Origin of the sequence: Pseudomonas sp. KU43P, from assembly GCF_033095865.1 — a bacterium.
Taxonomy (GTDB): Bacteria; Pseudomonadota; Gammaproteobacteria; order Pseudomonadales; family Pseudomonadaceae; genus Aquipseudomonas.
Window position 1 is genome coordinate 647,651 of record NZ_AP019365.1, and the last position, 24,222, is coordinate 671,872.

20 protein-coding genes are annotated in these 24,222 nt (G+C 64.1%); 5 read left to right on the top strand and 15 right to left on the bottom strand.

From position 1 onward, the window contains the following. Positions 1-41: 41 nt before the first annotated feature. Genes KU43P_RS02925 through cbiE form a run of 3 tightly spaced genes read right to left on the bottom strand, consistent with a single transcriptional unit; the run spans position 42 to position 3,059 of the window. Positions 42-764 carry a cobalt-precorrin-6A reductase gene (locus KU43P_RS02925; protein ID WP_317661000.1) on the bottom strand — a complete coding sequence of 241 codons (723 nt, stop codon included), beginning with the start codon at positions 762-764 and terminating at the stop codon, positions 42-44. Next, positions 761-1,855 (bottom strand): cobalt-precorrin-5B (C(1))-methyltransferase, encoded by a 1,095-nt coding sequence (locus KU43P_RS02930; RefSeq protein WP_317661001.1) that lies wholly within the window; start codon positions 1,853-1,855, stop codon positions 761-763. Before KU43P_RS02930 ends, KU43P_RS02925 begins: the two co-directional genes overlap by 4 nt. Beyond that, positions 1,848-3,059, bottom strand: a complete 1,212-nt coding sequence (cbiE, locus tag KU43P_RS02935) for a precorrin-6y C5,15-methyltransferase (decarboxylating) subunit CbiE (RefSeq protein ID WP_317661002.1) — start codon at positions 3,057-3,059, stop codon at positions 1,848-1,850. Before cbiE ends, KU43P_RS02930 begins: the two co-directional genes overlap by 8 nt. A 101-nt stretch (positions 3,060-3,160) precedes the next feature. Between cbiE and cobG the strand changes: the two genes are divergently transcribed. From cobG to cobJ, 4 genes are read left to right on the top strand one after another with little or no spacing between them, the layout of a single operon-like run. Further along, complete coding sequence (gene cobG, locus KU43P_RS02940) at positions 3,161-4,489, top strand: precorrin-3B synthase (protein ID WP_317661003.1); 1,329 nt, start codon at positions 3,161-3,163, stop codon at positions 4,487-4,489. After that, entirely contained in the window at positions 4,482-5,108 is a 627-nt protein-coding gene (locus tag KU43P_RS02945) for a precorrin-8X methylmutase (protein ID WP_317661004.1), read from the top strand. Before cobG ends, KU43P_RS02945 begins: the two co-directional genes overlap by 8 nt. After that, positions 5,105-5,839 (top strand): precorrin-2 C(20)-methyltransferase, encoded by a 735-nt coding sequence (locus KU43P_RS02950; protein WP_317661005.1) that lies wholly within the window; start codon positions 5,105-5,107, stop codon positions 5,837-5,839. Before KU43P_RS02945 ends, KU43P_RS02950 begins: the two co-directional genes overlap by 4 nt. Before the next feature lie 2 nt (positions 5,840-5,841). Next, positions 5,842-7,533 carry a precorrin-3B C(17)-methyltransferase gene (gene cobJ, locus KU43P_RS02955; RefSeq protein ID WP_317663711.1) on the top strand — a complete coding sequence of 564 codons (1,692 nt, stop codon included), beginning with the start codon at positions 5,842-5,844 and terminating at the stop codon, positions 7,531-7,533. Between the two features lie 80 nt (positions 7,534-7,613). Here cobJ and KU43P_RS02960 read toward each other — a convergent pair whose 3' ends face one another. The 12 genes from KU43P_RS02960 to KU43P_RS03015 form a co-directional block, all read right to left on the bottom strand. Further along, positions 7,614-8,210 (bottom strand): MarC family protein, encoded by a 597-nt coding sequence (locus tag KU43P_RS02960; protein WP_317661006.1) that lies wholly within the window; start codon positions 8,208-8,210, stop codon positions 7,614-7,616. A 70-nt stretch (positions 8,211-8,280) separates the two neighbouring features. After that, entirely contained in the window at positions 8,281-11,055 is a 2,775-nt protein-coding gene (locus tag KU43P_RS02965) for a hybrid sensor histidine kinase/response regulator (RefSeq protein ID WP_317661007.1), read from the bottom strand. Positions 11,056-11,190: 135 nt separating this feature from the next. Beyond that, positions 11,191-12,486 carry a phosphoribosylamine--glycine ligase gene (gene purD / locus KU43P_RS02970; protein ID WP_317661008.1) on the bottom strand — a complete coding sequence of 432 codons (1,296 nt, stop codon included), beginning with the start codon at positions 12,484-12,486 and terminating at the stop codon, positions 11,191-11,193. 133 nt (positions 12,487-12,619) lie between these two features. Further along, on the bottom strand, positions 12,620-14,227 hold the full coding sequence (gene purH / locus KU43P_RS02975) for a bifunctional phosphoribosylaminoimidazolecarboxamide formyltransferase/IMP cyclohydrolase (RefSeq protein WP_317661009.1): 1,608 nt from the start codon (positions 14,225-14,227) through the stop codon (positions 12,620-12,622). Positions 14,228-14,308: 81 nt separating this feature from the next. Beyond that, the gene (gene fis, locus KU43P_RS02980) at positions 14,309-14,629 is read right to left on the bottom strand and encodes a DNA-binding transcriptional regulator Fis (RefSeq protein WP_008093076.1); all 321 of its coding nucleotides are present in this window, start codon (positions 14,627-14,629) and stop codon (positions 14,309-14,311) included. Then, a complete protein-coding gene (gene dusB, locus KU43P_RS02985) occupies positions 14,626-15,639 on the bottom strand; it encodes a tRNA dihydrouridine synthase DusB (RefSeq protein WP_317661010.1) in 1,014 nt (337 codons plus the stop codon). Before dusB ends, fis begins: the two co-directional genes overlap by 4 nt. A 196-nt stretch (positions 15,640-15,835) precedes the next feature. Beyond that, a complete protein-coding gene (locus KU43P_RS02990) occupies positions 15,836-17,161 on the bottom strand; it encodes a DUF3426 domain-containing protein (RefSeq protein WP_317661011.1) in 1,326 nt (441 codons plus the stop codon). Positions 17,162-17,203: 42 nt separating this feature from the next. Further along, positions 17,204-18,082: a 50S ribosomal protein L11 methyltransferase gene (gene prmA, locus KU43P_RS02995; protein ID WP_317661012.1), complete on the bottom strand. Its 879-nt coding sequence runs from the start codon at positions 18,080-18,082 to the stop codon at positions 17,204-17,206. A 259-nt stretch (positions 18,083-18,341) separates the two neighbouring features. Further along, on the bottom strand, positions 18,342-19,697 hold the full coding sequence (accC, locus tag KU43P_RS03000) for an acetyl-CoA carboxylase biotin carboxylase subunit (RefSeq protein ID WP_317661013.1): 1,356 nt from the start codon (positions 19,695-19,697) through the stop codon (positions 18,342-18,344). Between the two features lie 17 nt (positions 19,698-19,714). Beyond that, positions 19,715-20,176, bottom strand: coding sequence for an acetyl-CoA carboxylase biotin carboxyl carrier protein (accB, locus tag KU43P_RS03005; RefSeq protein ID WP_317661014.1), 462 nt, complete (start codon positions 20,174-20,176; stop codon positions 19,715-19,717). A 100-nt stretch (positions 20,177-20,276) separates the two neighbouring features. Then, positions 20,277-20,729 (bottom strand): type II 3-dehydroquinate dehydratase, encoded by a 453-nt coding sequence (gene aroQ, locus KU43P_RS03010; protein ID WP_008093086.1) that lies wholly within the window; start codon positions 20,727-20,729, stop codon positions 20,277-20,279. A gap of 179 nt (positions 20,730-20,908) precedes the next feature. Continuing rightward, positions 20,909-22,681 (bottom strand): protein-disulfide reductase DsbD, encoded by a 1,773-nt coding sequence (locus tag KU43P_RS03015; protein ID WP_317661015.1) that lies wholly within the window; start codon positions 22,679-22,681, stop codon positions 20,909-20,911. Between the two features lie 266 nt (positions 22,682-22,947). Between KU43P_RS03015 and KU43P_RS03020 the strand changes: the two genes are divergently transcribed. After that, a complete protein-coding gene (locus KU43P_RS03020; RefSeq protein ID WP_317658073.1) occupies positions 22,948-24,195 on the top strand; it encodes an IS256 family transposase in 1,248 nt (415 codons plus the stop codon). The last annotated feature ends 27 nt before the right edge of the window (positions 24,196-24,222 follow it).

The following is a 24,222-nucleotide window of genomic DNA, read 5'->3' on the forward strand; positions in this document are numbered from 1 at the left end:
TTGTTCCTGTGCGCCGCTCGACCCTGAGCGCCCCGCAAACCTCACCCCATGCAAAGAGCGGCCATCAATTCGTCTGCGCAAGCAAACTCACGATCCACATCAGCCAGCACCGGACGTTTCAAGATCAATACCGGAACCCCAAGCTCCCGAGCCACTTCAAGCTTCGGCTCGGTTGCCACACTGCCGCTGTTCTTGCTGACCAGTACATCGATCTCTCGGCGAGCGAACAGTGCGCGCTCATCGTCGAGCTGAAACGGCCCTCGTGCGCCAATCACTTCACAGCGCTCATTGCCGGGGCAGGCCTCCAAGGCTCGCAAGGTCCAGAACTGCCCTGGCGGAATTTCGTCGAGGTGTTGCAATGGCTCTCGCCCCAGTGTGAACAACGGTCGCCGAAACGGCTTGAGCGCTTGGATAAGCCCCGCCCAGTCTGCCACTTCGCGCCAATCATCACCGGGTTGGGCCTGCCAGGCCGGGCGGCGCAAGGCCCAGCAGGGGATGCCGACGGCGCGGGCGGCTGTAGCGGCATTGCGGCTGATCTGCGCAGCGTAGGGGTGGGTAGCGTCGACCAGCAAGGTGATGCCGGCATCACGCAGGTACTGGGCCAGGCCTTCCGCTCCACCATAGCCACCGACCCGCACTTGGCAGGCCAGGTCCTGGGGCACGCGGCCGATGCCGGCCAGGCTGTAGACATGCTCAGGCCCAAGCTGACGTGCGACGGCCAGGGCCTCCGTGACGCCACCGAGCAACAGGATACGCTGGCTCATTGCACACCGGCCTTGCCGACGATGCCGCCCTGGCGGTCGATGGCGAACACTTCCACTTGCACCTGGGGCGGCACAACGCTGCGGGCGAAGGCCAGGGCATGGGCGCACACCGCATCCCCCAGGGCGATACCGGCCGCATGGGCCAGGGCCAAGGCCTGCTGACTGGTGTTGGCGGCAACGATCGCGGCTTGCAGCTCGGCATCGGCGCCCACGTCCGCCGCCCAGCCGGCCAGTTGCGGCAGGTCGATGCTCGAATGGCGGCTGTGCAGGTCCATGTGCCCGGCGGCCAGCTTACTGATCTTGCCGAAGCCACCGCACAGGGTCAGGCGCGGCACTGGCACCTTGCGCAGGTGCTTGAGCACCGCGCCGACGAAGTCGCCCATCTCGATCAGGGCGATTTCCGGCAGGCCGTAGACCCGGCGCATGGTGTCTTCGCTGGCATTGCCGGTGCAGGCGGCGATGTGCGTGAAGCCGTTGGTGTGGGCCACGTCGATGCCCTGGTGAATCGAGGCGATGTAGGCCGAGCACGAGAAGGGCCGCACGATGCCGCTGGTGCCCAGGATCGACAGCCCGCCGAGAATGCCCAGTCGCGGGTTCATGGTCTTGAGGGCGAGCGCTTCGCCGTCCTGCACATTCACCGTGACTTCGAAACCACCCGGGTAGGCGCAGTCGTTGGCCAACTGTTGCAGGTGTTCGCCAATCATGCGTCGCGGCACCGGGTTGATTGCGGGTTCGCCGACGGCCAGCACCAGGCCCGGGCGGGTGACAGTGCCGACACCGACGCCTGCAACGAAATGCACGCCAGGTTGCTCCACCAGGCGCACCTGGCTGTAGAGCAACGCGCCATGGGTGACATCCGGGTCATCCCCCGCATCCTTGAGCGTACCTGCTTCGGCGCGCTCAGCGTCACGGCGGCAGAACTCCAGGCGCATCTGTACCACTTTGCCCTTGGGCAGGGTGATGCTCACAGCGTCGCTGGCCTGGCCGGTGAGCAGCAGGCGCGCTGCCGCCAGGCTGGTGGCGGTGGCGCAGCTGCCGGTGGTCAGGCCGCTGCGCAACGGAGCGGGTTGTTCGCGGGTTTCCTCACGCATCGACGGGCTTCACCACATCGAGCAGGGTGATCGGCAATGCCTGGCGCCAGGTGTCGAACGCACCCAGGGGCTGGGCCTGCGCAACATGGATGCGGGTCAGTTCGCCGCCGTGTTGTTCGCGAAAATGTGCCAGGGCCAGCTCGCTTTGCAGGGTCACCGCATTGGCCACCAGGCGGCCTCCAGGGCGCAAGCGTTCCCAGCACAGCGCCAGTACGCCTTCGCGGGTGACGCCGCCGCCGATGAAGATCGCATCCGGGCGTTCCAGGTCGGCGAGTGCCTCCGGTGCCTTGCCACGAACCAGTTGCAGCCCGGGCACGCCCAGTGCGTCGCGATTGTGCTCGATGAAGCCCTGGCGACCTTCGTCAGCCTCGATTGCCAGTGCGCGGCAGGCGGGGTGGGCGCGCATCCATTCGATGCCGATCGAGCCGCAACCTGCGCCCACGTCCCACAGCAGATCACCCGGTTGCGGTGCCAGACGGGCAAGAGTGATTGCGCGCACATCGCGTTTGGTCAATTGGCCATCGTGACGGTACGCCATATCCGGCAAGCCGGCCAGGCGCGAGAGCCGTGGTGCATCCGCAGTGGCCTGGCATTCGACGGCGACCAGATTCAACGAGGCGACTTCGGCGTGAGCCCAGTCATCGGCACTGCCCGCCAGTTGACGTTCATCAGCCCCCCCGAGGTGCTCGAACACTTGCAGGCGGCTCGGCCCGAAGCCGCGTTCACGCAGCAGCGCAGCGATGGCCGCAGGGCTGTCGCCATCATTGCTCAGCACCAACAGGCGCATGCCGCTGTACAGGTGGGCATTGAGCGCTGCCAGTGGGCGCGCGACCACCGACACCACCTGCACCTCCTGCAGCGGCCAACCCAGGCGGGCGGCGGCCAGGGCGCAGGAAGACGGCATCGACAGTACCTGCATTTCTTCGGCCGGCACCTGCCGTGCCAGGCTGGCGCCGACGCCGTAGAACATCGGGTCGCCACTGGCCAGCACGCACACCGGTTCGCCGCGCAGGGCCAGCACCGGGGCGAGGGAAAACGGGCTTGGCCAGTCTTGCTGCGTGCCGCTGATGCACCGGGGCAGCAAGGCGAGCTGGCGCGGGCTGCCGATGATCCGCGAAGCGCCCAGCAAGGCGCGCCGGGCCTGCTTGCCCAGGCCGCTGAAACCGTCTTCGCCAATGCCTATTACTGTCAGCCAGGGTGCCATTTGATCCAATCCGCCCATCATGCTCGACCACCGGCTTTTCATGCCGCCGGACAAAGCAGGCATAATACCGCGCCTTCTACACTCAAGCGCATTTTCAGCGATTGCCGGACGCCCCTTTGAAGCAGGTCCATGCCCCCACCGTTTCGCCCCGTCCCTCGGCCTGCCCGGGGTTGTGGCGCATCGTCAGTGCCCGTGACGGCGGCATCTGCCGCATCAAGCTGCCCGGTGGCCTGCTGCTGGCCGAGCAGGCCGAGGCCGTGGCGAGTGCCGCCGAGCGTTATGCCGCAGGGGTGATCGAGGCGACCAACCGCGGCAACCTGCAGATTCGCGGCATCGGCAGTGACCATGCGGGGTTGATCGAGACTTTGCTGGCCGCCGGCCTCGGCCCGCGTGAAGCGGCCAGCGACGATGTGCGCAACCTGATGCTCAGCCCCTTGGCCGGGCATGACCCGGCGATGCTGCTGGATGTGCGGCCTCTGGCCGGGCAGATTCTGGACCTGTTGCAAGGCACGCCACGCTTCCATCAGCTGTCGGCCAAGTTCGCCGTGCAACTGGATGGCGGCGAGCGCCTGGCGATGCTCGAACACCCTCACGACCTGTGGCTCTCGGCCTTGCGTCTTGAACAACAGACCTGGCTGGCATTCGGCTTGGCCGGTAGCCCGTCTAGCCGCGCGCTCGGGGCTGTGCCGCTGGCGCAGGGCCTGGCGCTGGTGCGTGCAGTCCTTGAGCGCTTTCTCGACCTCGCGACGCCCGAACAAGTACGCATGCGCCAGTTGCTCGAAGCATGCTCCGCCGAGCATTTCATCGATGGCCTGGGCATGCAGATTCGCCGCGACGCTGCGCTACTCGGCTGGCGTCGTGCGCCGGCCGATAGCCCGTGGCTCGGCGCTCTCGACCAGTACCAGGGCATGGCCCTGGGCGTGGCGCCACCGCTTGGCAGGTTCAACCCCGCGATGCTGCGCGGTATCGCCCAGGTCGCCCGTGAACAGGGCGACGGCAGCGTGCGCTTGAGCCCATGGCAAAGCCTGGTACTGACCAACGTCGATCCAGCCGGTATCCAGCAGGCTCAGCGAACGCTGTCGGCCCTGGGCCTGCTGTGTCACAACCACGAACCACTGGCGCGCATCGTTGCCTGTACCGGCGCCAGCGGCTGCGCCAAGGCGCACGGCGAGACCAAGGCCGATGCGCTGGCGCTGTCGGGCCTGCTGCCCATGGGCGCCCCTGCCAGCGTGCACCTGTCGGGCTGCAGCCGCTCCTGTGCCATGGCCCATACCGCGCCTGCCACATTGCTGGCCCGCTCGCCGGGCCGCTACGACCTCTATCTGCGTGACGCGCGCCAACCGGGCTTCGGAGCCCTGCGCGCCACCGACCTCACCTTGAATGAAGCAGGCGCCATGCTCGCCCTGCCGACGGAGCACCTTGATGATTGACTACATCCGCGATGGTCAGGAGATCTATCGCAATTCCTTCCGGATCATCCGTGAGGAAGCCCGGCTCGAGCGGATTCCCGCCGACCTGGAGAAACTTGCCGTACGGGTGATTCACGCCTGTGGCATGGTCGAGGCGATCGACGGCCTGCAGTTCTCCGAAGGTGCTGGCCGCGCAGGGCGCGAAGCCCTGGCCAACGGCGCACCGATCCTGTGCGATGCGCACATGGTCGCCGAGGGCATCACCCGCGCGCGCCTGCCGGCAAATAATCAGGTGATCTGCACGCTACGCGACCCCAGCGTCCCGGGCCTGGCCAAGGATGCTGGCAACACGCGCTCGGCCGTGGCGTTGGAGTTGTGGCGTCCGCACCTGGAGGGCAGCGTGGTGGTTATCGGTAATGCGCCGACCGCGCTGTTCTACCTGTTGGAAATGATCGATGCCGGCGCACCCAAGCCGGCGCTGATTCTCGGCTTCCCGGTCGGTTTCGTTGGCGCGGCCGAATCCAAGGCCATGCTTGCCGCCGACAGCCGTGGCGTACCGTTCGTGATCATGCAAGGCCGCCTGGGCGGCAGTGCGATGGCTGCCGCCGCAGTCAACGCCCTTGCCACGGAGGTGGAATGATGGCACCGCGCGGACGTCTGCTGGGCCTGGGCGTGGGCCCTGGCGACCCTGAGCTGATCACCGTGAAGGCCCTGCGCCTGCTGCGCGAGGCGCCGGTCGTGGCCTATTTCGTGGCCAAGGGCAAGCGTGGCAATGCCTTCGGCATCATCGAAGCGCACCTGCAAGCCGAACAGACCCTGCTGCCGCTGGTGTACCCGGTGACCACCGAGGCCTTGCCGGCGCCGCTGTCCTACGAACAGGTGATCAGCGACTTCTACGACGAAGCCAGCGTCCAGGTGGCCGAACACCTGGATGCTGGCCGCGATGTGGCGGTGATCTGCGAAGGCGACCCGTTCTTCTACGGTTCCTACATGTACTTGCATGACCGGTTGGCACAGCGCTTCGAGGCCGAGGTGATTCCGGGGGTCTGCTCGATGCTCGGCGGTGCTTCGGTACTGGGTGCTCCGCTGGTCTACCGCAACCAGAGCCTGTCGGTATTGTCGGGTGTGCTGCCTGCCGATGAGCTCAAGCGCCGCCTCGCCGATGCCGATGCGGCAGTTATCATGAAGCTTGGCCGCAACTTCCCCAAAGTGCGCCAGGTGCTGGTCGAACTGGGCCTGGATGGGCGAGCGCTGTATGTCGAACGTGCAACCATGGCCAACCAGAAGATCGTCCCGTTGGACGAGGTCGACCCGCAATCCTCGCCTTATTTCTCGCTGATCATCGTGCCGGGTGAAAAATGGCAGGGATGAGCATGCATACCGCCCCGGCAATCATTGTGCTCGGCCCTGGCAGCCTGGCCACGGCGCAACGTATTCAGCAGCGCTATCCAGCGGCGACGATCCATGGCCTGAGTGGTCGGGTCGAAGGCGCCGATCAGTACTACGAGGCGTTCGGCGACACCTTGCGTGCGCTTTACCAGCAAGGTACCCCGATCGTGGCACTGTGCGCGGCGGGCATCGTGATCCGCAGCCTGGCCAGCCTGCTCGGTGAGAAGGGCGAAGAACCGCCAGTGCTGGCGGTGGCCGAAGATGGCAGTGCCGTGGTGCCGTTGCTGGGGGGGTTGAGTGGCGTCAACGTCATGGCCCGCGAGTTGGGCGAGGCGCTGGGTGTGGCTGCGGCCATCACTACCAGCGGTGAGCTGCGCTTTGGTACCTGCCTGCTGAACCCTCCAGAGGGGTATGCATTGGCGGATGTCGAGCAGGGCAAGCGTTTTGTCTCCGACCTGCTGGCGGGTGAAGCGGTGCGTGTAGAAGGCGATGCACCCTGGTTGCAGCAGGTTCAGTTGCCGGCCAGCGACAGCGCGCAGCGCACTATCCACGTGGGGTGTGAAGCGCGCCCAGCCAGCCGTGACGAGTTGCTGATCCACCGCCGCTCGCTGGTGGTGGCGGTCGATGATGCTGGGCCCGGATTGCTCGTGCGGGTTCGCAGCGCCTTGCGTGAGGCTGGCCTGGCGGAGCAGGCGCTGGCCTGCCTGCTGGCGATCGATACCTTGATGGCCGAGCCCGCTTTGCATGAAGCGGCCGAGGCACTTGGGGTCGGCCTGCGCTTTGCTCCGGCGGCGGGCAGCCTGGCCGACCTGCTGGCCGAGTACGTGCCTGGCGCGGCATTGGTCGAACAGGCGGGTGTGGCCATTGCCGTAGCGCCGGCACCTGTCGATGCGACCCAAGTCGGTCGCCGACGCGGTCGCCTGGCAGTGATCGGGCTTGGCCCGGGCGCCGCCGAATTGATGGTGCCTGCGGTCAAGGCGGAACTGGCGCGCGCTGAAGATGTGCTGGGCTATGAGACCTACGTGCGCATGGCCGGCCCGTTCCGCGATGATCAGCAATTGCATTGCACCGACAACCGAGAAGAGATGCAGCGCGCGCGCCACGCCTTCGAGCTGGCTGCCACGGGCCGTTCGGTGGTGGTGGTGTCGTCAGGCGACCCCGGCGTGTTCGCCATGGCCGCCGCAGTGCTCGAAGCACTGCACGCGTCCGACGACCCTGCCTGGCACCGCGTCGACCTCGAGATTTTGCCGGGGGTTTCGGCCTCGCTGGCAACCGCTGCCCAGGCAGGTGCGCCGCTGGGGCATGACTTCTGCGTGATGTCGCTGTCGGACAACCTCAAGCCCTGGTCGGTCATCGAGCAGCGTCTGGACCTGGCGGCCCAGGCCGATCTCGTCCTGGCCTTCTACAACCCGATTTCCCGGTCGCGGCCTTGGCAACTGGGGCGCGCCATCGAAATCGTGCGACAACACCGCAATGGCAGCACGCCGGTGGTACTCGGGCGAGATATCGGCAGGCCCGGGCAGAGTCTCAAGGTCGTGTCACTGGCCGAGCTGGTACCAGACATGGTCGACATGCGCACCATGGTCTTGCTGGGGTCATCGACGACCTGCCAGTTCCCAAAAGCCGATGGCACCCAATGGGTGTATACGCCGCGCTGGTACCCGAGCGCGGGTTGAGGCTCTGAGCGCAACGGGCCACAGCTGACAGGGAACGGGGCCTCGTGGCCCCGTTTTTTCACGCGCGCCTTGCTGTCCGGTCAGGGCAGCAGATAGCCCTTGATCCCGGTAAAGATAATCTGCGCAGCAAGGGCGCAGACGAACAGCCCCATCAGCCGGCTGACGATCTGCAGGCCCTGGTCGCCGAGTATCCGCTCGATGCCGTGCGAGAGATACAGCACCAGCCCTACAGTGAAACTGGCAAGGGCGATACTGACGATGGCCAGGGCCTTGTCGTCCCAATGCGGCTGGCCCACTCCCATTACCAGTAGTGCGCCGATGGTGCCGGGGCCGACCGTGAGCGGGATGGTCAACGGCACGATGGTCACATCCTGCTGCACATTGTCGGCCTGCACGGCAGGCTTGCCCTGGGCCATGCTCAGGGCCGAGATGAACAGCACGCTGCCGGCGCCAATGCGAAAGGCGTCGGCAGTGATGCCGAAGATGCCGAAAATCGCCCGTCCGAACAGGTACAGCAGGACACTGGCGACCAGTGCAGCGAAGGCCACCTTCCAGGCCAGTTGCTTGCGCTCCTTGCTGGAGTGGCCACGGGTCAGGCTGATGAAGCATGACAGCACGAAGAACGGGCTGTAGAGCACGAGCATCTTGAGGTAGACACTGAACAACTCATGGAGCATGAGTGCGATTCCTGGCTGGGCCGCCGAGGGCGGGACTTGCCCGTGAGGCGGTGGATGCAGCCACTATAGTTCAGGAGGTGTGCAGCGGATCATCAGCTTTTGCTTCCCGTTGTTTCGCCCAGTAATGGATCAGCTCACGCAGTTGCGACAGCTCGACGGGCTTGGCCATGTGCCCATCCATGCCGGCCAGGCGTGCGCGCTCCTTGTGCTCGGCGAGGATATGCGCAGTCAGGGCCACGACGGGCGTGCGCTGACGCTGGTTGGCCACTTCCCAGTCGCGAAGCTGCCGGGTCGCGGAAAAACCATCGAGTATCGGCATTTCGCAATCCATCAGCACCAGGTCGTAGCGCTGCGCCTTCATCGCCTGCAGGGCCTCTTCTCCGTTGCTGGCGGTGTCCGGTTCGAGGTTCAGCTTGCCCAGCATGCCGCGGATCACCTTGGTCGAGATGCTGTTGTCTTCTGCCACCAGTACACGGAAATCACCGGGCAGCTCCGGTGCCGAGGGCCCGCTCTGCGCGGTAGCCGGTACCGCCTGCTCGCGGCCGCGCTGGGCCAGCTCTTCGGCCAGGGTGGTTTTCAGGGTATAGCCGGCGACCGGTTTGGCAAGGATGCGCTTGATCCCGGCGTTGCGCGCGATAACCTTGCTCGGCGCATTGCTGATACCGGTGAGCATCACCACCAGGATGTCGTGGTTGAGGCTCGGGTCTTCCTTGATCTTGGCCGCCAGTTGCATACCCGTCATGCCGGGCATGTTCTGGTCCAGCAGCACCGCGTCGAAGTAGTCGCGCAGGTGGGCCTTGGTTCGCAACAGGGCCAGGGCTTCCTTGCCAGACGGCACGGCGCTGACGTTCATGCCCCAGGCACTGCACTGTTGCACCAGCACCTTGCGGCAGGTGTCGTTGTCGTCCACCACCAGCACCCTGGCATCGCGCAACGGGCCATCCAGGTCGGCCGGCGGTTGTTCCAGGCACGAAGGGTCGAGCGGCAGGGTCAGCCACAGGGTATTACCCATGCTGGTGCTGCTCTTGATGCCGAACTCGCCCTGCATGAGGCCAATGAGCTGTTTGGCAATCACCAGGCCCAGGTGGCCGCCGAGCTTGTTGCTGGAAAGGAAGTGGTGGCTGTGCAGCTCGGCCTGCAGCAGGGCTTCGCGCTCGGCGGCAGGAAGCGGCTCGCCACTGTCCTGCACGGCGATGCGCAGGCGTGGAACCTCGCCGCGCTGGTCCAGCGCCACCACCAGCAGGATCTCGCCCTGGTCGGTGTTCTTCAGCGCGTTCTCCAGCAGGCTCGACAGGGCCTGGCGCAGGCGTGTCGGGTCGCCGCTGATCACGCGCGGCACCTGGGGCTGGGTAAAGCTGATCAGCTCGATGTTCTGCTGTTCGGCCTTGGCCCGGAAGATGTTCAGGCAATCTTCGATCAGAGCATTGAGGTCGAACTGCACATCATCCAGTTCGATCTGCCGCGATTCGAGCTTGGAGATGTCGAGGATCTCGTTGATCAGCGTGAGCAGTTCGTTACCGGCACTGTGGATGGTTTGCACGTAGTCGCGCTGCTTGACCGACAGTGGGGTGCCCAGTAGCAGCTCGGTCATGCCCAGCACACCGTTCATGGGGGTGCGGATCTCGTGGCTGATCTTGGCCAGAAACTCGGCCTTGGCATTGATTTCGGCATCACTGGCGGCCAGTGCACGGCTGGCACTGAAGCGTTCTTCACTCATGCGCCGCAAGCGCTCGCTGACGGCCAGGTTGAGCAACAGCCCGCAAACCACCGTCAGCCCCATGAGGATGCACAGCAGCCACGGTGTGGAAGTGCGCGTCAGGCCAAGGAGTGCCGGCAGCAACACCAGCCCACCGAGGTTGTAGACCAGCATGGCGATGCTGAACAGCCGTGCCGGGCCGTAGCCCTTGTACCAGTGATAGCTGCTGACCAGCAGCATGGTCATGCTGCCCAGGGCCAGCAGGGCGTAGGTCATCAGGTTGAGTGGCAGGGTGTCGACGAACAGCAGGATCAACCCGCTGACTGCGGTGATCAGCATCTCGCCTTGCAGCAGGCGGTTGAGCCGCAGCGAATGGCAGGGCGCAAAGAAGTGCTGGGTGAAATACAGCCCCGACAAGCCCGCCAGTACCAGGGTCAGGTAGGCGGCCGGGGTTTGCGCGCTGTGCCACAAGTGCCACCAGGGGCCGCTGAGGTTGAGCAGGATCAGGCCACTGAGCAGCATCAGGCCGTGGTACAGGGCAAGAACCAGGGTGGTGGTGGAGCGGGTGTAGAGGAAGCGGATCAGGTTGTGCAGGATCAGCATCACCAAACCGCCGAAAAGCATGCCGAACAGCAATGGCAGGCTATGGTCGGAGGCAGCCTCGGCCGCAGGCTCCAGGCTGATGGCCGGGCGCAGTTGGTGCTCGGAGACCAGGCGCAGGTAGATGTCCAGGGGGTGCGTACTGATGGGCAGCGGCAATACATGGTCGCTGCCGCGCAGGGTCGGGCTGGCGTTGCCGGCCTGGCGGCCATGGCGAAGCTGGCGCAACAGCTTGTCGCCATCGAGGGCGTACAGGTCAAGGTGGGAGAGGTCGGGAGCGAATACCCGCAGCAGTTGCTCCTTGTCACCCGGGTCCAGGTGATAATGCAGCCACAGGGCCTGTTCGGCGGGGGCCGCATCGAGCTCGCCCAGGGTGGTCGGGCTGAACTGGCTGCGATAGCGATCGGAGCGAACATCGCTCAACTGCAGGTTGGCCTGTTCATCGAGCAGAACGGACCAGCCACCGCCTTGCTCGGCCGAAGCCGGGAGCAGGCAGAGCAGGGTCAGCAAGCTGACGATCAGAGCTGTGGCAATCCGAAGCCGACGCACTACGAGATCCCTTCCTAGCCGATGTGCCGGGTATTAACTATGCGCGGCGCGCCAAGTCGAAGGCAAGGCCCCATCGGGGCCCTGTCGACGAGCCGAATGCCGCACGCGCAAGGCGCTGCGGCAATTCGGTGAAGATTACTGCTGGTGTTCACCGCGCTCGCGGGCGATGGCCCGGTAGCCGATGTCGGTACGGTAGAAGCTACCGTTCCACGACACTTCCTTGGCCAGGCGGTAGGCCTGCTGCTGGGCATCGGCAACGCTGGCGCCCATGGCAGTGGCGCAAAGCACGCGGCCGCCGTTGGTGACCACTTGGCCGTCCTTGAGCGAAGTACCGGCGTGGAACACCTTGCCTTCGATCTTGGCTGCTGCGTCCAGGCCGCTGATCACATCGCCCTTGGCGTAGTCGCCTGGGTAGCCACCGGCTGCCAGTACCACGCCCAGGCTCGGGCGCGGGTCCCACTGGGCTTCGACTTTGTCCAGGGCCTTGGCGAACGCCGCTTCGATCAGCAGCACCAAGCTCGACTCCAGGCGCAGCATGACCGGTTGGGTTTCAGGGTCGCCGAAACGGCAGTTGAACTCGATGACCTTGGGGTTGCCCGCCTTGTCGATCATCAGGCCGGCATACAGGAAGCCGGTGTACACGTTGCCTTCTTCGGCCATGCCGCGCACGGTCGGCCAGATCACCTGGTCCATCACGCGCTGGTGCACGTCGGCGGTGACCACCGGGGCAGGGGAGTAGGCACCCATGCCGCCAGTGTTCGGGCCGGTGTCCTGATCGCCAACGCGCTTGTGGTCCTGGCTGGTGGCCATCGGCAGCACATTGTGGCCGTCGACCATGACGATGAAGCTGGCTTCCTCACCGTCGAGGAACTCCTCGATTACCACGCGCGAGCCCGCGTCACCGAAGGCGTTGCCCGCGAGCATGTCACGCACGGCGTCTTCGGCTTCCTGCAGGGTCATGGCGACGATCACGCCCTTGCCTGCGGCCAGGCCATCGGCCTTGATCACGATGGGCGCACCCTTTTCCTTCAGGTAGGCCAGGGCCGGCTCGATCTCGGTGAAATTCTGGTAGTCGGCGGTCGGGATCTTGTGGCGCGCCAGGAAATCCTTGGTAAAGGCCTTGGAGCCTTCGAGCTGGGCTGCGCCCTTGGTTGGGCCGAAGCAGTCCAGGCCGCGGCTGCGGAACAGGTCGACGACGCCGATGACCAGCGGCGCTTCAGGGCCTACGATGGTCAGGTCGACGTTCTTCTCGGCGAAGTCGGCCAGTTGCTCCAAAGCGGTGACGTCGATGGCGACGTTCTCGCACTTGGCTTCGATGGCGGTGCCGGCGTTGCCTGGGGCGACGAAGACTTTCTCGACGCGTGGGTCTTGGGCGACTTTCCAGGCCAGGGCGTGCTCACGGCCGCCGCTGCCGATGATCAAAACTTTCATGTCAAAACCTCTGTTTGGCGGCGATCCTCGGCCTTGTAGCAGCGGATTTATCCGCGATTGCGCTGGTGAATCCAGCATCGCAATCGCGGGTAAATCCGCACCTACAAGGCCGAGGATCGCCCGGCCATCTTGATTAGTGGCGGAAGTGGCGCATTCCGGTGAAAACCATCGCAATGCCAGCTTCGTCGGCAGCGGCGATGACTTCAGCGTCACGCATCGAACCACCTGGCTGGATCACGGCGCTGATACCCACTTTAGCCGCATTGTCGATGCCGTCACGGAACGGGAAGAACGCATCCGACGCCATGACCGCACCCTGTACCTGCAGGCCGGCATGCTCGGCCTTGATGGCCGCGATGCGAGCGGAGTTGACGCGGCTCATCTGGCCGGCGCCAACGCCGATGGTCTGGCGCTGCTTGGCGTAGACGATGGCGTTGGACTTGACGAACTTGGCCACTTTCCAGGCGAATACCAGGTCGTGGATCTCCTGCTCGGTCGGCGCGCGCTTGGTAACGATCTTCAGGTCTTCGGCAGTGATCATGCCGTTGTCGCGGCTCTGCACCAGCAGGCCACCGTTGACGCGCTTGAAGTCCCAACCGGCAGCGCGCTCGGCTGGCCACTCGCCGCACTCCAGCAGACGCACGTTCTGCTTGGCAGCCACCACGTCGCGGGCAGCCTGGGAGATTTTCGGGGCGATGATCACTTCGACGAACTGGCGGTCGACGATGGCCTTGGCGGTTTCACCGTCCAGCTCGCGGTTGAAGGCGATGATGCCGCCGAACGCCGACTCGGTGTCGGTGGCGTAGGCCAAGTCGTAGGCCTTGCGGATGCCGCCTTCTTCTTCAGGTACCACGGCCACGCCGCATGGGTTGGCGTGCTTGACGATGACGCAGGCCGGCTTGACGAAGCTCTTCACGCACTCCAGCGCGGCGTCGGTGTCGGCCACGTTGTTGAACGACAGCTCCTTGCCCTGCAGCTGAACGGCGGTGGAAACGCTGGCTTCGCCTTTCTTGGCTTCAACGTAGAACGCCGCGCTCTGATGCGGGTTCTCGCCGTAGCGCATTTCCTGGGCCTTGACGAACTGGCTGTTGAAGGTGCGCGGGAATTCGCTGCGGTCTTCGGTGGACAGGGTGTCCTTGGCCTGGTCGATGGTGCCCATGTAGTTGGCGATCATGCCGTCGTAGGCGGCGGTGTGCTCGAACGCCTTGAGCATCAGGTCGAAACGCTGGGCGTAGGTCAGGCCACCGGCCTTGAGGCCTTCGAGGACGCTGGCGTAGTCGCTGGCATTGACCACGATGGCCACGTCCTTGTGGTTCTTGGCAGCCGAGCGGACCATGGTCGGGCCACCGATGTCGATGTTCTCGATGGCGGTCGGCAGGTCACAGCCAGGCTTGGCGATGGTGGCTTCGAACGGGTAAAGGTTGACGGCGACCAGGTCGATCGGCTTGATGCCGTGCTCGTTCATGATGGCATCGTCGACACCGCGACGGCCCAGGATGCCGCCGTGAATCTTCGGGTGCAGGGTCTTGACCCGGCCATCCATCATTTCGGCGAAGCCAGTGTAGTCGGCCACTTCCACCGCGTTGACGCCGTTGTCCTTGAGCAGCTTGTAGGTGCCGCCGGTGGACAGGATCTCGACACCGAGCTGTTGCAGCTCACGAGCGAATTCGAGGATACCGGTCTTGTCGGAGACGCTGATCAGGGCGCGGCGGACTGGCAGGCGGGTAGTCTGGTCGGTCATTTCGGATTCCAATAACGCGGTGGAGTCAGCAAAAAAGGCGCCTCTGTTCAGGGAGCCGCCTTTTCTGATTGGGATTCTGGCTTACAACAAGTCGTACTGCTTGAGCTTCTTGCGCAGGGTACCTCGGTTGAGTCCGAGCATCTCGCTGGCCTTGGTCTGGTTGCCCTTGACGTAATTCATCACGCTTTCGAGCAGGGGCGCCTCGACTTCGGAGAGCACCAGGTTGTACACGTCAGTGACGGTAGCGCCTTCCAGGTGTGCGAAGTAGTTGTGCAGCGCCTTCTCGACGCTGTCGCGAAGGGTCTGGCCCTCTTCGCTCGGCGTGTTGAGGTGCTGTTTGAGGTTGGCGTTGTCGCTCACGGGCGTTGTTCCACTCACTAATGTCTCGGTCATCATCGTCATGCGGCCACCCCTTGTTCGTCCTCTGTCTCAAGGCTCTGTCGACGTTCGCTGAAATACTCGCGAACGTTGGCGCACTGCGCTTGTGTGTCTTCCAAAGCGTTGAACCGGGAGCGAAACTCCTTGCCGCCGGGTCGTGTTGCCAGGTACCAGCCAACGTGCTTGCGGGCGATACGAACGCCCATCACATCACCATAGAAGGCGTGCAGCGCGGCCAGATGCTCCAGCAGGATACGTTCCACTTCGTCCAGCTTGGCGGCTGGCAAATGCTCGCCGGTCGCCAGGTAATGCGCGATCTCGCGAAAGATCCAGGGACGCCCTTGGGCAGCCCGGCCGATCAGCAGACCGTCGACCCCGGTGGCGTCCAGCACCGCCCGGGCCTTTTCTGGCGAAGTGATATCGCCATTGGCAAAAACCGGGATAGACACCGCTTGCTTGATGGCAGCGATGGTGTCGTATTCGGCTTCGCCGGTGTACAGGTCGGCGCGTGTGCGGCCATGCACCGCCAGCGCCTGGATGCCGGCCTGTTCGGCGATCTTCGCCACGTTCAGGCCGTTCTTGTTCGCCCGGTCCCAGCCGGTGCGAATCTTCAGGGTCACCGGGACGTCCACCGCGCCAACCACGGCGTGGAGGATCTCGCTGACCAAAGCTTCATCTCTCAATAAAGCAGAGCCTGCGGCTTTGTTGCAGACTTTTTTTGCCGGGCAGCCCATGTTGATATCGATGATCTGAGCACCCGCTTCGACGTTGGCCCGTGCCGCCGCTGCCATCATCTGCGCGTCGCCACCGGCGATCTGTACCGAGCGGGGCTCGGGATCACCTTCGTGGATGCGGCGCAGGCTCGACTTGCGGCTGTTCCACAGGCTCATGTCGCTGCTGACCATTTCCGACACCACCATGCCTGCGCCCAGGCGCTTGCAAAGTGTACGGAAAGGCTGGTCCGTGACCCCGGCCATGGGCGCGAGGATCAGGTTGTTGCGTAGTGTGTATGGGCCGATGCGTACCGCCGACATAGGTGTTCCCTGTTGTGGGGCCGAATCATTGGAGTCGAAAAAGGGTTGGCATGATACCCGCTCTCGGTGACCGGATAAAGATGGATTTGGATAAATTCTGAACAGTTGTCGGCTTATGCCTTAACGGATAACGGGCACCTTTGCCGCGCCATCGCCGGCAAGCCGGCTCCCACAGAGCAGGGCCTGAGGTGCCGGGTTACTCGGGGGAGCGGAAGCTGAGGCTGTAGTTCACGGCCTTGGGGCCCGGGTCGAGGATATCCAGGGCGATGTGGATCGGCGTCTGGCTTGGCATCTCGCCACGGCCGGCCAGCTCGCCGGAGAGGTACTCGCTGGGTTTGAAGCGACGGCTGGCGATCAGCTGGCCGTTGAGGTCGGCGAATCGCAGTTCCAGCAGCGGGAACGGCTGGGCGAACGGAGCGCGGTTGTAGATGATCGCGTCGACGATCAGTGCACCCTTGAAGTCCGGGTGGCTGCGCACCACCAGGTTGCTGCTCTTGATCCGGCCGATGTCGACGCGGCTCGGCACCTGGCAGCCGAGCACTGGGCACAATTGCTGGAAGATCGGCCGGTACTGGTCCTGGCGGGCCATTTCGTCGAAATGGAACCACACGTACTGGAAGGCCAGCAGGCCTGCGGCGAGCAGGGTCAGAAAGCCCCACAGCAGGCGCTTGCCCCAGTTGGCCTCGGGCTTTTCCCAGCCCAGTTGCAGCGGGTCATCCACCACATCGACCAGCGGCTCCTTGCGCGAAGGGCGCTCGGCCTTGGCGGCGAAAGCGGGCTCCAGCCGCTCGCCCGGCAGCGGCGAGACAGGGTCGTCATCGCGCGCCGACAAATGGATATCCACTTCGTCGTCATCACGAGCGCTCAGGCCTTTTTCGTGGATGACTTCATCCTCATCGATCGCATGCGGTTCGTCGAAACGCTCGGCTTCGACCGGCTCGGCACGTTCGTCTTCGAGGTCGAGGCCAAGGTTGGTACCCAGGGTCGGCTCGGTGCGATCTCCGGGGGCCGGCTCCAGGTCCAGTGGTTCCTGCTCCAGCAGCACAGGGGCGGGCTCATCAAGCGTTTGCGGCTCTGCGCGATCGCCGGTAGCGGTGCCGAACAGCTGGTCATCATGATCATCGATGGCAGGCTCGTCACGGCGCGCCTGCAAGGCCCCGGAAGTTGCAGCGGGGCCAGGCTCGGCAGGCTTGCCGCGACGCTCCAGGCGAGCCAGCTCCTGGTCCAGGTCCAGCTCGTCCAGGGCTTGCGCGGTCGCCGCCCAGTCCTCTGGTTCGACCGGCGGGCGCGTAACAGGTGCAGGCTCGGGCGCCACGATGGGCTCGACAACGGGGGCTGGTGCCACCGCAGCGGCCTCGGCCGCCGGTTGTGCACGGTTCTGCTCCAGCAGCTGCTTGGCCGCATTGAACACCTGCAGGCAGTGGCCGCAGCGCACCACGCCGCGCGCTACGCTCAGCTGGTGATGAGTGACGCGAAAGCTGGTCTGGCAATGCGGGCACTGGGTGACGAAACTGTCGGTCATGCGGCGATCCGGGAGCTGTGCAGAGGTTAATTCTAGGCCCGCTTAGCGGCGGCGACCACTGATGCGCACCCAGCCGTCGCGCACGACGATCGGGTCCAGCTCGAAGTCGGCGGCGTAGGCTGCAGCCACTTCCTCACCCTGTTCGGCGAGGATGCCCGACAGCGCCAGCAGGCCACCCGGGCGAACCAGACCGGACAGTTGCGGCGCCAGGGAAACCAGCGGGCCGGCGAGGATGTTGGCGACCAGCACGTCGGCCTGCATCGCCGGCATGTGCTCGGGCAGGTACAGGGCGAACGCGTCATCGGCGATGCCGTTGCGCTGGGCGTTGTCGCGCGAGGCTTCCAGGGCCTGCACGTCGATGTCGGTACCGACCGCTTCACGGGCGCCGAGCAGCAGCGAGGCGATGGCCAGAATGCCCGAACCGCAGCCGAAATCGAGCACCTGGGTGCCTTGCAACTGTTGGCCGTCGAGCCATTCCAGGCACAGCGCGGTGGTCGGGTGTGTGCCGGTACCGAAGGCCAGGCCAGGGTCGAGCAGCAGGTTGACCGCGTCCTTTTCCGGCGCTTCGTGCCAGCTCGGCACGATCCACAGGCGCTGGCCGAAGCGCATCGGCTGGAAGTTGTCCATCCAGCTGCGTTCCCAGTCCTGATCCTCGATCACTTCGGCCTGGTGTTCCGGCAGCTCGGCGCCGGTCAGCAGGCGCAGGTGGGCGAACACGGCGTCAGGCTCGGCGTCGGCTTCGAACAGCGCCAGCAGGTGCGTGTGCGACCACAGCGGAGTGGTATTGAGGTCAGGCTCGAAGATCGGCTGATCTTCGGCGTCCATGAACGTGACCGAGACGGCGCCGACTTCGAGCAGGGCGTCTTCGTAGGTTTCGGCTTGTTCCGGGCTGATGGCCAGGCGTACTTGCAGCCAGGGCATGGCGGGCACCTTTGTAAATCGACAGGGGCAGCCCGAGGCTGCGCGAAGGCTGGCAGTTTACGCGAGTGCGGGGGTTTGTGCATGAATTGAGGGGGCTGCTTTGCAGCCCAATCGCCGGCAAGCAGGCTTCCACAGGTATTGCACCGACCTTGAAAGCGATGGGCCACTTGTGGGAGCCGGCTTGCCGGCGATGAGGCCCTGGCAGGCCATAAAAAACCCCGGCACAGGGCCGGGGTTTTCATGCATCACGCTAACGCGATCACTCCTGGCTAGCCAGTTTGTGCTCGAGGTAGTGGATGTTGACGCCGCCTTTGCAGAAGCCTTCATCACGCACCAGGTCGCGGTGCAGCGGGATGTTGGTCTTGATGCCGTCGACGACGATCTCGTCCAGGGCATTGCGCATGCGCGCCATGGCTTCGTCGCGGTCCTTGCCGTAGGTGATCAGCTTGCCGATCAGCGAGTCGTAGTTCGGCGGAACCGAGTAGCCGCTGTACAGGTGCGAATCGACGCGAACGCCGTTGCCGCCTGGCGCGTGGAAGTGCTTCACCTTGCCTGGGCTCGGGATAAACTTCTTCGGGTCTTCGGCGTTGATACGGCACTCCAGCGAATGGCCACGGATGACCACGTCTTCCTGGCGGATCGACAGCTTGTTGCCAGCGGCGATGCTGAGCATCTCCTTGACGATGTCGATACCGGTGACCATTTCCGACACCGGGTGCTCAACCTGCACACGGGTGTTCATCTCGATGAAGTAGAAACGGCCGTTCTCGTACAGGAACTCGAAGGTGCCGGCACCGCGGTAGCCGATCTCGACGCACGCATCGACGCAACGCTTGAAGACTTCCTGGCGGGCCTTCTCGTCGATGCCCGGGGCAGGTGCTTCTTCCAGTACTTTCTGGTGACGGCGCTGCAGCGAGCAGTCGCGGTCGCCCAGGTGGATGGCGTTGCCTTGGCCGTCGGACAGCACCTGAACTTCCACGTGACGTGGGTTGGTCAGGAACTTCTCCAGGTAGACCATCGGGTTGCCGAAGGCAGCACCGGCTTCGGTGCGGGTGAGCTTGGCCGAGGCGATCAGGTCCTCTTCCTTGTGCACCACGCGCATACCGCGACCACCACCGCCACCGGCGGCCTTGATGATCACCGGGTAGCCGACGTCACGGGCGATCGCCAGGGCGACCTCTTCGTCTTCCGGCAGCGGGCCATCGGAGCCCGGTACGGTCGGTACGCCCGACTTGATCATCGCGTCCTTGGCCGAAACCTTGTCGCCCATCAGGCGAATGGTGTCGGCTTTCGGGCCGATGAAGGCGAAACCGGACTTCTCCACCTGTTCGGCGAAGTCGGCGTTTTCCGCCAGGAAGCCGTAACCGGGGTGAATGGCGGTAGCGCCTGTCACTTCAGCCGCGGCGATGATCGCCGGGATGTGCAGGTACGAATCTTTGGACGAAGCAGGACCAATGCAGACCGACTCGTCTGCCAGGCCCAGGTGCATCAGTTCGCGGTCGGCCGTGGAGTGCACGGCGACGGTCTTGATGCCCAGCTCTTTGCAGGCACGCAGGATCCGCAGGGCAATTTCCCCACGGTTGGCGATCAGGACTTTTTCCAGCTTCCCAGACATCGTTGGCTCTCCGCGAATCAAACGATGGTGAACAGCGGCTGGTCGAACTCAACCGGCTGACCGTCTTCCACCAGGATTTGGTCGATGACACCGCCAACATCGGCTTCGATGTGGTTCATCATCTTCATCGCTTCGACGATGCACAGCACCTGGCCTGCCTTGATGGTCTGGCCAACTTCAGCGAAGTTCGGCGAGGTCGGCGCAGGCTTGCGGTAGAAGGTACCGACCATTGGCGACTTGATCACGGTGCCACGCAGGGCTGGAGCAGCGGCGGCTTCGGCGGCCGGGGCGGCAGCGGCAGCGACCGGGGCGGCAGCAGGAGCGGCAGCCATCGGAGCAGGTGCGAAGTACTGCTGGGCAGCTGGGGTCTTGCTGTGACGGCTGATACGGACCGACTCTTCGCCTTCCTTGATCTCCAGCTCGTCGATGCCAGACTCTTCCAGCAGCTCGATCAGTTTCTTGACTTTACGGATATCCATTAATCATCAACTCCCAAAGGTTCGGTCAGGGGGCGTAATTTAAAAACGTATCTGAACGTTTCTCTCGAACCCCGGCCCACAAAGGCCAGGGTCTCAATCATCAGGGCTGTGCGTTGGCAGCCAGTTGTTCCAGCGCGGACTCCAGGGCCAGGCGATAACCGCTGGCGCCCAGACCGCAGATCACTCCTACGGCGACATCGGAGAAGTAGGAGTGGTGACGGAACGGTTCGCGTTTGTGCACGTTGGACAGGTGCACTTCGATGAATGGGATGCTCACCGCGAGCAATGCGTCACGTAATGCGACGCTTGTGTGGGTGAAAGCAGCCGGATTGATCAGGATGAAGTCCACACCCTCGTTGCGTGCGGCGTGAATACGGTCGATCAGTTCGTACTCGGCATTGCTCTGCAGGTACTGCAGATGATGGCCAGCGGCGCGGGCGCGCTGCTCCAGGTCCTGGTTGATCTGGGCCAGGGTCACGGCGCCGTAGTGGCCCGGTTCGCGAGTACCGAGCAGGTTCAGGTTGGGGCCGTGAAGCACCAGTAGGGTTGCCATCTGCTGATTCCTTGGATTTGTAGGGCAATTCGACACAGCGCGGCGAGTGTGCCGTAAAGCGACGGCAAGTGTCCAGTTCCCGGCAATAGCCAGCACGATGTCCGAGATTCGCGCGAAATATGTGACCAAATAATTAAATCTGGTCACTCATTGGCAGAAAATTCCCGGCACGCGGGAAGTTATAGACCGAGTTTGCCGCGCACGCGCGCAATAACTTCGGCGAAATCGCCGGCGTTTATCTCGCCAACCACCCGATCAGTGGTCATTTCGCTGCCGTTCGCCCCAAAGAACAGCAGTGCGGGTGGGCCGAACAGGTGATAGCGGTCGAGCAGGGTACGCTGCTCGGCGTTGCTCTGAGTGATATCGAAACGCAGCAGTTTGAAGACGCCCAGCTGGGATTGGACCTGAGGCGCATTGAGGACTTCGTGCTCGATCACCTTGCAGCTGATGCACCAGTCGGCGTACCAGTCGAGCAGCACGGGCTGGCCGCTGGCCTTGGCTTGGGCCAGTGCGGCGTCCAGGGCAGCAGGCGTGGTGACGGTTTGCCAGGCACTCTGCTGGACGATGGCGCCGCTGCTGGCGCCGACGAGGGTGGGCGTCGGCAATGGCCGTAGCGGGTCGCCCTGGCCACTCAGTGCCCCGTACCAGCAGGCCAGGGCATACACCAGCAAGGCCAGACCGAGCAGTTGCGCCAGGCGTTGGCGGGGCGACTTGACCACGAATTCCAGCGCACCGAGGAACAGCGCCACGCCAGCGGCCAGCAAGCCCACCAGCAACAGGGTCGCCGGCCCCGGCAACACGCGGCTGAGCAGGCCGATGGCCAGGCCCAGCAGCAGTACGCCGATGGCATTTTTCACGGTGTTCAGCCACGGGCCGCTCTTCGGCAACCAGGCCGCACCGCCGGTAGCTACCAGCAACAGTGGCGCACCCATGCCCAGGCCCAGGGCGAACAGCTTGAGTGCACCGCCCAGGGCATCACCGCTGGCGCTGATGTACAGCAGGGCGCCGGCCAGGGGCGCCGAGACGCAGGGCGATACCAGCAGGCTCGACAGCACGCCGAGCACCGCAGCCCCCAGCAGCGAGCCGCCTTTGGTGCGGTTGGCCACCTTGTCCAGGCGATTGCTCAGGGCTTGCGGGAGTTTCAGTTCGAACAGGCCAAACATGGCCAGGGCGAACAGCACGAAGAACAGCGCGAACGGCACCAGCACCCAGGCCGATTGCAACCGCGCTTGCAGGTTCAGGCCGGCGCCGAACAGGCCCATCAGTGCGCCCAGCACGGCGAAGCTGACGGCCATCGGCAGGATATAAGCCAGCGACAGGGCCAAGCCGCGCAGGCCGCCGACCTGGCCGCGCAGCACCACGCCGGAGAGAATCGGCAGCATCGGCAGCACGCAGGGGGTGAAAGTCAGGCCGACTCCGGCGAGGAAGAACAGCAGCAGCGATTTCCAGCTCCAGGCGTGTTCGCCGCTTGCCGGCAATGCGCCACCGCCTTCCCCGTCGATGCTCAGCCGTTCGGTTTCCGGTGGGTAGCACAGGCCTTTGTCGGCGCAGCCCTGGTAGCCCACGAGCAGGGTGAAGGCGCGGGCGTCGGTGCGTGGCAGCTCGATGTCGAGCACGCCGTGATAGACCTCGACGTCGCCGAAGAACTCGTCGTGCTTGGCCTCGCCTTTGGGGATGTTGGGCGTGCCCAGGGCGATGTCCGCCGGTTCCGTGCGGAACTGGAAGCGGTGGCGGTAGAGGTAGTAGCCGTCGGTGGCGACCAAGCGCAGCTTGATTGTTTGCGCGTCGGCTTGGACCAGGCTGAGCTTGAAGGCCTCGTGCACCGGCAGAAAGTCGGCGCCGTTGGACAGCGAGGCGGCGCCGAGGGTGGCGCTGGGGCGGTTGTCGAGCAGGCCCGTGGCGAAGGTAGGGCTGGCCAGCAGCAGGAACAGCAGGAAAAACAGGCGGCGCATGGCGGACTCGCGAGGTGGAACGTGCCGGGCATGATAGCGGAGTTGCCGGGGGTTGGCAGGGGGGTGTCTTTGGCAGCGACACATGGTCGCTGGTTGTGATGGGCCATTACTGGCCCTATCGCCGGCAAGCCGGCTCCTACAGGTAGCCCACAGCACTTGAGATCTGTGGCGTGTCTGTGGGAGCCGGCTTGCCGGTGATGGGGCCGAACCTGTCGAGGGTGTCAGAAATTTTGTGTTCGGGCATAACATGAGTAAGAGGTGCATGTATGCCAACCAAAAAGAAACCCCTGCGTGACCTGCCCAAAATCCCCAAAGAGCTGCTGGAGCAGTTCGGTGAGGGCCTGATGACCGCAGAAGCTATCGAGGATGCCTCTGCGGCGTTCAAAAAGGCCTTGATCGAGCGTGCTCTGCATGCCGAGCTTGGTCACCACCTGGGTTATCCGCCGGGCGCGCAGCGCCCAGAGGATGAAACCAACCAGCGTAACGGCAAGAGTGGCAAGACGGTTTTGACCGGCGATGGCCCGCTGCGGCTGGAAATTCCTCGTGATCGAGACGGCAGTTTTGCGCCCATTCTGATCCCTAAGCACGAACGGCGGTACACCGGTTTCGATGACAAGATCATCGCCATGTACGCCCGTGGCATGACGGTCAGAGAGATCCGAGCGTTTCTGTCCGAGCAGTATGGAACCGACGTTTCGCCCGATTTCATCAGCTCTGTGACAGACGAGGTCATGGAAGAGATTGGCGCGTGGCAACAGCGGCCATTGGAGCCGATGTACCCGGTCATTTTCTTTGATGCGCTGCGGGTGAAAATTCGCGAAGAAGGCCTGGTGCGCAACAAGGCCATTTACCTGGCTTTGGGCGTTCTACCCGACGGGACGCGCGATATCTTAGGCATCTGGATCGAGAACACCGAGGGTGCGAAGTTCTGGATGAAGGTTTTTAACGATCTCAAGACGCGTGGTGTCGAGGATGTGCTGATTGCCGTGACCGATGGCCTCAAAGGCATGCCAGAGGCTCTCAGCGCCGTGTTTCCAGAAACGACGCTGCAGACGTGCATCGTGCACCTGATCCGCAACAGCCTCGACTACGTGGCTTGGGACAAGCGCCGGGCACTGGCCAAGGCGTTGAAACCGATTTACCAGGCCATCAATGCAGAAGCGGCTGAGCAGGCATTGGATGAGTTTGAAAACGGACCCTGGGGCAAACAGTATCCAACGGTCGTGGCAGCCTGGAGACGCGCCTGGGATCGAGTGATTCCCTTCTTTGTCTTCCCACCTGCCATCCGCAAAGTGATCTACACCACCAACGCTATTGAGAGCATCAACGCCCAGCTACGCAAAATCATTAAAACTCGGGGGCATTTCCCGAACGATGAAGCAGCCACCAAGCTGATCTGGCTGGGGCTGCGGAACATCACGGCAAACTGGGGCTCGGCGGCGCATGATTGGAAAAGTGCGATGAATCAATTCGCGATTCTGTACGGGGATCGGTTCATCAGGCCGACGTGGTGAAAATCGGGCCTGCCTAACGGCAGGCCA

Bases quoted from the DNA above. Each gene is read 5' to 3' on its own strand.
- KU43P_RS02990 (WP_317661011.1), bottom strand. From the start codon at position 17,161: ATGACCGACAGTTTCGTCACCCAGTGCCCGCATTGCCAGACCAGCTTT.
- aroQ (WP_008093086.1), bottom strand. From the start codon at position 20,729: ATGGCAACCCTACTGGTGCTTCACGGCCCCAACCTGAACCTGCTCGGT.
- cbiE (WP_317661002.1), bottom strand. From the start codon at position 3,059: ATGGCACCCTGGCTGACAGTAATAGGCATTGGCGAAGACGGTTTCAGC.
- prmA (WP_317661012.1), bottom strand. From the start codon at position 18,082: ATGCCCTGGCTGCAAGTACGCCTGGCCATCAGCCCGGAACAAGCCGAA.
- accB (WP_317661014.1), bottom strand. From the start codon at position 20,176: ATGGATATCCGTAAAGTCAAGAAACTGATCGAGCTGCTGGAAGAGTCT.
- fis (WP_008093076.1), bottom strand. From the start codon at position 14,629: ATGACGATGATGACCGAGACATTAGTGAGTGGAACAACGCCCGTGAGC.
- KU43P_RS02960 (WP_317661006.1), bottom strand. From the start codon at position 8,210: ATGCTCCATGAGTTGTTCAGTGTCTACCTCAAGATGCTCGTGCTCTAC.
- KU43P_RS02930 (WP_317661001.1), bottom strand. From the start codon at position 1,855: ATGCGTGAGGAAACCCGCGAACAACCCGCTCCGTTGCGCAGCGGCCTG.
- dusB (WP_317661010.1), bottom strand. From the start codon at position 15,639: ATGTCGGCGGTACGCATCGGCCCATACACACTACGCAACAACCTGATC.
- cobJ (WP_317663711.1), top strand. From the start codon at position 5,842: ATGCATACCGCCCCGGCAATCATTGTGCTCGGCCCTGGCAGCCTGGCC.
- KU43P_RS03015 (WP_317661015.1), bottom strand. From the start codon at position 22,681: ATGCGCCGCCTGTTTTTCCTGCTGTTCCTGCTGCTGGCCAGCCCTACC.
- KU43P_RS02945 (WP_317661004.1), top strand. From the start codon at position 4,482: ATGATTGACTACATCCGCGATGGTCAGGAGATCTATCGCAATTCCTTC.
- purD (WP_317661008.1), bottom strand. From the start codon at position 12,486: ATGAAAGTTTTGATCATCGGCAGCGGCGGCCGTGAGCACGCCCTGGCC.
- accC (WP_317661013.1), bottom strand. From the start codon at position 19,697: ATGTCTGGGAAGCTGGAAAAAGTCCTGATCGCCAACCGTGGGGAAATT.
- KU43P_RS03020 (WP_317658073.1), top strand. From the start codon at position 22,948: ATGCCAACCAAAAAGAAACCCCTGCGTGACCTGCCCAAAATCCCCAAA.
- purH (WP_317661009.1), bottom strand. From the start codon at position 14,227: ATGACCGACCAGACTACCCGCCTGCCAGTCCGCCGCGCCCTGATCAGC.
- KU43P_RS02950 (WP_317661005.1), top strand. From the start codon at position 5,105: ATGATGGCACCGCGCGGACGTCTGCTGGGCCTGGGCGTGGGCCCTGGC.
- KU43P_RS02925 (WP_317661000.1), bottom strand. From the start codon at position 764: ATGAGCCAGCGTATCCTGTTGCTCGGTGGCGTCACGGAGGCCCTGGCC.